Source organism: Methyloceanibacter marginalis, from assembly GCF_001723295.1.
Taxonomy (GTDB): Bacteria; Pseudomonadota; Alphaproteobacteria; order Rhizobiales; family Methyloligellaceae; genus Methyloceanibacter; species Methyloceanibacter marginalis.
Map to the genome: position 1 here is coordinate 1 of NZ_LPWD01000273.1, position 4,819 is coordinate 4,819.

Sequence of the window (4,819 nt, forward strand, 5' to 3'; positions counted from 1 at the left end):
CGGGGAAATTGCGCACCACGTCGACCGCGATCAGCAAACGCAGATCGCGAGAGGGCGTGGCGAAGTTCTCCCAGGCGCCGGTCGTCTCGAAGATCGACGCGCCGTTCGGCATGTCCACGGTCGGCGGACCGTCGGCGAGGAATTTGCGTCCATTCTCGACGGAGTTGCGCGCGCGTTCACCTGCTCCTCCAGCGAGGTGATGACCTCCTTCATCGCCTGCACCGGATCGAGCGGCGCCGGCGACATCACGTCGTCCATGCGGTCGTAGAATTCCTCGACGCCGATCGTCGACTGCTGGAGCGAGAAATCGCCATAGTCGGGATCCTCGGCGATCTCCGCATTGGTCAGCCGCCGCAGCGCACCGTTGTTCTCCCGCACGATGGGGCGGAAGCGCTTGAAGCCGGGACCGCCGAGCGCGGGATCCTGCGCGAACAGAAAGTTGCCGCGCCAAAACCGCTTGCGCGCGACCGTCGCGTCGGGCTGTCCATCGACCGCGAGGAACACGCCGGCGCCGTCCGCGGTCTGCGGTACGCGCTTCACCAAGACGAGAATGTGGCCGTAAGGATCGGCATAGATCGTGCCGGGGCGCAACGCGTCCTGCTTCAGCGGCACGGGATAGAAATCGGTGTCGTCATCGCCGACCGCCGTTCGCCCGTTGCCGGAATGCACGCCGTCCGCAAGCGTCTTCTGCAGATAATGATGGAAGCCCGGCACGAGCCCGTTCGGCCGCCTGGACACGACCGTACGCCGCACCACCGGCGCCTGCACGGACACGGCCCCGAACAGGCCGCCGGTCCTGATGGTGCGGCGGCCGCGGGTCTCGACGACCGTCGTCTCCGCCGGCTCCTCTTTGACGATGTTCCACCATTGTTGGCATTTCGGCGCCGCGCCGCCGTCGCCGCGCGTGCATTTCGAATAGCCGAAAGGCAGCCCCATCTTGAAGGCGAAATAGGCGCGCAAGAAATAGGGGACGTCGGCGCAATCGGGCCGGATGGTGGCGTCCTTCTGGTCCTCGTGCAGACCGAGATGATCGAACAGGACGTTGCGCGATTGGTCGTGCAGAACCTCGCCCATCGCCTTCCACGACAAATCCTCGTCGAGCGGCGCGTCGAACAGTTTCTCGATCCACGCCGAATACAGGTTCTCCGTCCCGCGATCCCATTGGCGGCTGATGGGCCAGACATTCTTGCTGCCGCCCGGTGCGCGTGCCCGTTGGTGCTCGACCACGATCTCGCGCGTGACGGTGCGGCAGTCAGGCGCCGCATCGTTCCGTGTGAGCGTGACCTGCCAGGTGCCGGCCTGCGGCGCGGCGATCTCGGCGAACCAGAAATAAGGCGGCCCGCCCTGCCGGTCGGCCGATTGGCTCGCGACCTTGCCGGAGGGCGCAATCAGCTGAAGCTCGCCGGCAAGCGGCGTCTCGGCGGCGAAGATGACCCGGAGCGGCGTCCCCTTGTGCGGGGAGACCGGCGACGACAGGAGCGCGAGCCCGAACTCATCGCAAATAGGGGCGGCGTCCTCGGCCCTCGCCTGCGGAAACAGGAGAGTGACCAGGGCAAAAGCGATCGGCAGGGTGGCGATCGCCGCCTTGGACTGGCGTTCAGGCAGCATGGAACCCCCGTTCCGGCTCCCTCGGCCGCAACGCGAATCTACCGCGAAACCCCGCGCGAAAAAACCTCAAATGGCGCGTCCGGCGCCCCAATAGGACCGCAGAAACGTGGGCCGACGCGGCAGGCGCCCTGTCCTCCAACCCGCCCTGCCCCTTGCGGCGCACCCCTGCTATAGTCCCGGGCCGAATCTGAGGGAGCAGGGATATGGCCGACGGCGAAGCCGGCACCAATACGAGAAGCGAGGCGGGGGTTTCCTACACCGCCGCGGGGCTGGCTATTTCGAGGACCGCGAGCTCCGGCGCCACGCGGGCGTCTTCTATCTCTGGGCTCTGGGCGTGGCTGCGGTGATCTCCGGCGATTTCTCCGGCTGGAACCTCGGCATCGCGGTCGGCGGCTGGGGCGGCATGTTCCTGGGCGCCGTGATCATCACCGTGATGTATCTCGGGCTCACCTACTCCATTGCCGAAATGAGCCCGGCCTTGCCGCATACCGGCGGCGCCTATTCCTTCGCGCGCACGGCGTTCGGGCCCTGGGGCGGCTTCATCACCGGCATGGCCGAAAACGTGGAATACGTGCTGACGCCCGCGGTGATCGTCTATTTCATCGGCGCCTATCTCACCGCGATCTTCGGCACGCCGCCCGAGCTGCAGCCGCTCTACTGGGTCGCGGGCTACATCATCTTCGTCACCGCCAACGCGCGCGGCGTTGAGCTGTCCTTCATGGTGACGGCCATGGTGACGCTGATGGCGATCGCCGTGCTGGTCACGTTCTTCGTGAGCGCCCTGCCCCAGATCGACTTCACCCGCTATGCGCTGAACATCGGCGTCAACGAGGCGGGCGAGGCCGTGCAACTCCCTGACGGAGGCGGGCCGTTCCTGCCCTTCGGCATCTACGGCGTGCTCGCGGCCATGCCGTTTGCCGTATGGCTGTTCCTCGCCATCGAGCAGCTTCCCTTGGCGGCGGAAGAGTCCGTGGACCCCAAGCGCGACATGCCCAAGGGCATCATGCTGGGGATGTTCACGCTGATCGGCCTCGGCTTTCTCGTGCTCTTCATCAACCCGTCGATCCCGATCGAGCGCGTCGTGACCGACTCTCTGGGCGGCACAGAGACCGTGACCGGCGCGTTCGCGCTCGGCACCTCGCCCGAGCCGATCCTGGACGGCTTCCGCGCCATCTTCGATCTGCATGCGGCGGGCGCGCTGGCGTTGGCCGCGGTGGCCGGGCTGGTGGCGAGCTTCCACGCCATCATCTTCGCCGGCGGACGGCAGATCTACTCGTTGTCCCGCGCAGGCTATTTCCCGCACTTTTTGTCGGTCACCCACTCCAAGCACAAGACGCCGAACACGGCGCTCATTACGCTCGCGCTCGTCGGGCTCGCGGTGATGCTCGCGGTGTGGTTCACCATGGGCGGCAAGGACGCGGGCGCCTTTATCGGCGGCGTGCTCCTGAACATGGCGGTGTTCGGCGCCATGTTCTCCTATCTGCTGCAAGGGCTGACCTTCATCGAACTCCGCCGCAAGTTCCCCAAGATCGAGCGGCCCTTTAGAAGCCCGTTCGGCGTTCCCGGTGCTGTGCTCACCGTGCTCATCGCGCTCGTCACCATCGGCTTCCAGCTCGCCGATCCGGTCTACCGCACCGGCGTGGTCGGCGTGGCGCTGTGGTACGCGATCGCCATCGCCTATTTCGCGGTGCATAGCCGCAAGACCCTGGTGCTGTCGCCGGAAGAAGAATTCGCCATGCGCATCGCGACGGCGCGGGGTCCTAAGCCGCCATGCGCCTTGCTGCCGGCCTCGCTCTGCTCCTCGCGCTCGGTGCCGTGACCGCGTGCGGGCAAGACGAAGAAGAGGGGCAAGCGAAGCCGGAGCCGCCGAGCGAGGCGGTGGTCTTCGTCTCTAAAGTCTACGAGCCCTACACGGACGACAAGGACGCCGATCCCGTCCAGCCGGAAGGATCGGCGATCTACTCCAAGCGCCTGCGGGCGCTGCTCGACAAGGACGCCGCCGAAACGCCCGACGGCGAGGTCGGCCGGCTCGACTTCGATCCTATCGTCGACGGCCAGGACTGGGAGATCGGCGGCCTCACGCTGAAGGAGGTCTACCGTTCCGGCGGCGAGGCGCGGGTGCGCGCGGACTTCGCCAATTTCGGCAAGCCGCGCAGCCTCCTCTTCAGCCTCGTGCGCGAGGACGGCGCGTGGCGCATCGACGACATCGCCGAGACGCTGCCCCCGCGCTGGACCCTCTCGAAGATCCTCATCGGCGCGCCGACGCCTTCCGGACACGCAGCAGGAGTAGCGGGCGCCTACGGTTTCGGCGGGCCCGGCAGCGCGGGTTGCGTTTCCTCGTGCGGGATGTCCGGGTCGATGACCGCCCAGCTTGGCGCGCTTCGCGTCCAGATGGTGATCTCAGGCCGGGCCAGCGCCGGGTCGTCGAGCGTGCCGCCGCGGATGCCCAGGAGATGCGGCCGCGCTTCGGAGCCCGTGGTCACCGGCGTTCCGCAGATGGGGCAGAAACCGCGATGCATTCTATTGCCGCTGTCCGCCGTGCTCGCATAGTCGGTGAGCTTGCCTTCCAGGCGCACGGCGTCGGCCGGGAAGACGACATTGACCGTGGCGTTGCCGGCGGCGAATTTCTGGCAGTCGGTACACCAGCAGGTCCGAACCGCGACCGGTGCCGCGTCGATCTCGTAACGTACCGCACCGCACAAACAGCCGCCGGTCGTGGTCATGGATTCCCTCCTGTTATGGCGTCGCGGCAAGGTGCAAGACCCGCGGCCTGCGCACAAGCTTCATAAAACCGCAAGGCTTGCGGCGGCGCCGTGGCGGGCGCTAACGTACCGTGCCGAGAAAAAGCGGGATTGCGTCCCGGCCTCGCCCAGTTCCCCTGGCACAACAGGCTTAACGGAGGGGATGTGTCATGTATTCGGTATTGTCTTTGTTGACCGGGGCCGTGCTGATCGGCCTGGTCTACGGCTTGAGCTTCCTGCCCACGGCCACGCTGGCGCGGTCCGACGACGAGCCGGGTCTCGGCGTCAGCGACGACGCCTCCACGCCCGACGGCGGCGAGACGGACACCAAGTCCGGCGCCTAAAGGATCCCGCTATTGCCGCTCCTCTCGCGCCACGGCCGGGTCGAACGGCGCCCAATCCGGCGCCTCCGACGCCATAAAATCTTCTGCGGTCTGCGAGCTCGGGTCATCGAGCGTGCCGGCGCGCAC

3 protein-coding genes and 2 pseudogenes are annotated in these 4,819 nt (G+C 66.9%); 3 read left to right on the forward strand and 2 right to left on the reverse strand.

Annotated features, from left to right (window positions below; genetic code table 11):
• Positions 1-30: 30 nt before the first annotated feature.
• The gene (locus AUC71_RS10505; RefSeq protein ID WP_069624225.1) at positions 31-1,608 is read right to left on the reverse strand and encodes a hypothetical protein; all 1,578 of its coding nucleotides are present in this window, start codon (positions 1,606-1,608) and stop codon (positions 31-33) included.
• A 203-nt stretch (positions 1,609-1,811) separates the two neighbouring features.
• On the opposite strand from AUC71_RS10505, the pseudogene AUC71_RS10510 reads away from it, so the two are divergent.
• Both AUC71_RS10510 and AUC71_RS20310 read left to right on the forward strand, forming a co-directional pair.
• A pseudogene (locus AUC71_RS10510) lies at positions 1,812-3,427 on the forward strand (amino acid permease).
• Positions 3,379-4,158, forward strand: coding sequence for a DUF3828 domain-containing protein (locus AUC71_RS20310; protein ID WP_069624226.1), 780 nt, complete (start codon positions 3,379-3,381; stop codon positions 4,156-4,158). Before AUC71_RS10510 ends, AUC71_RS20310 begins: the two are co-directional and overlap by 49 nt.
• Here the strand turns inward: AUC71_RS20310 and AUC71_RS22720 are convergent.
• Positions 4,050-4,331: pseudogene (locus AUC71_RS22720) on the reverse strand (GFA family protein); the annotation flags it as partial. The gene AUC71_RS20310 and the pseudogene AUC71_RS22720 sit on opposite strands and share 109 nt — an antisense overlap.
• Positions 4,332-4,519: 188 nt before the next feature.
• Between AUC71_RS22720 and AUC71_RS19520 the strand changes: the two are divergent.
• Positions 4,520-4,693, forward strand: coding sequence for a hypothetical protein (locus tag AUC71_RS19520; RefSeq protein ID WP_158007794.1), 174 nt, complete (start codon positions 4,520-4,522; stop codon positions 4,691-4,693).
• Positions 4,694-4,819 lie beyond the last annotated feature (126 nt).

Coding starts and splice junctions, on each gene's coding strand:
- AUC71_RS10505 (WP_069624225.1), bottom strand. CDS start 1,608: ATGCTGCCTGAACGCCAGTCCAAGGCGGCGATCGCCACCCTGCCGATC.
- AUC71_RS20310 (WP_069624226.1), top strand. CDS start 3,379: ATGCGCCTTGCTGCCGGCCTCGCTCTGCTCCTCGCGCTCGGTGCCGTG.
- AUC71_RS19520 (WP_158007794.1), top strand. CDS start 4,520: ATGTATTCGGTATTGTCTTTGTTGACCGGGGCCGTGCTGATCGGCCTG.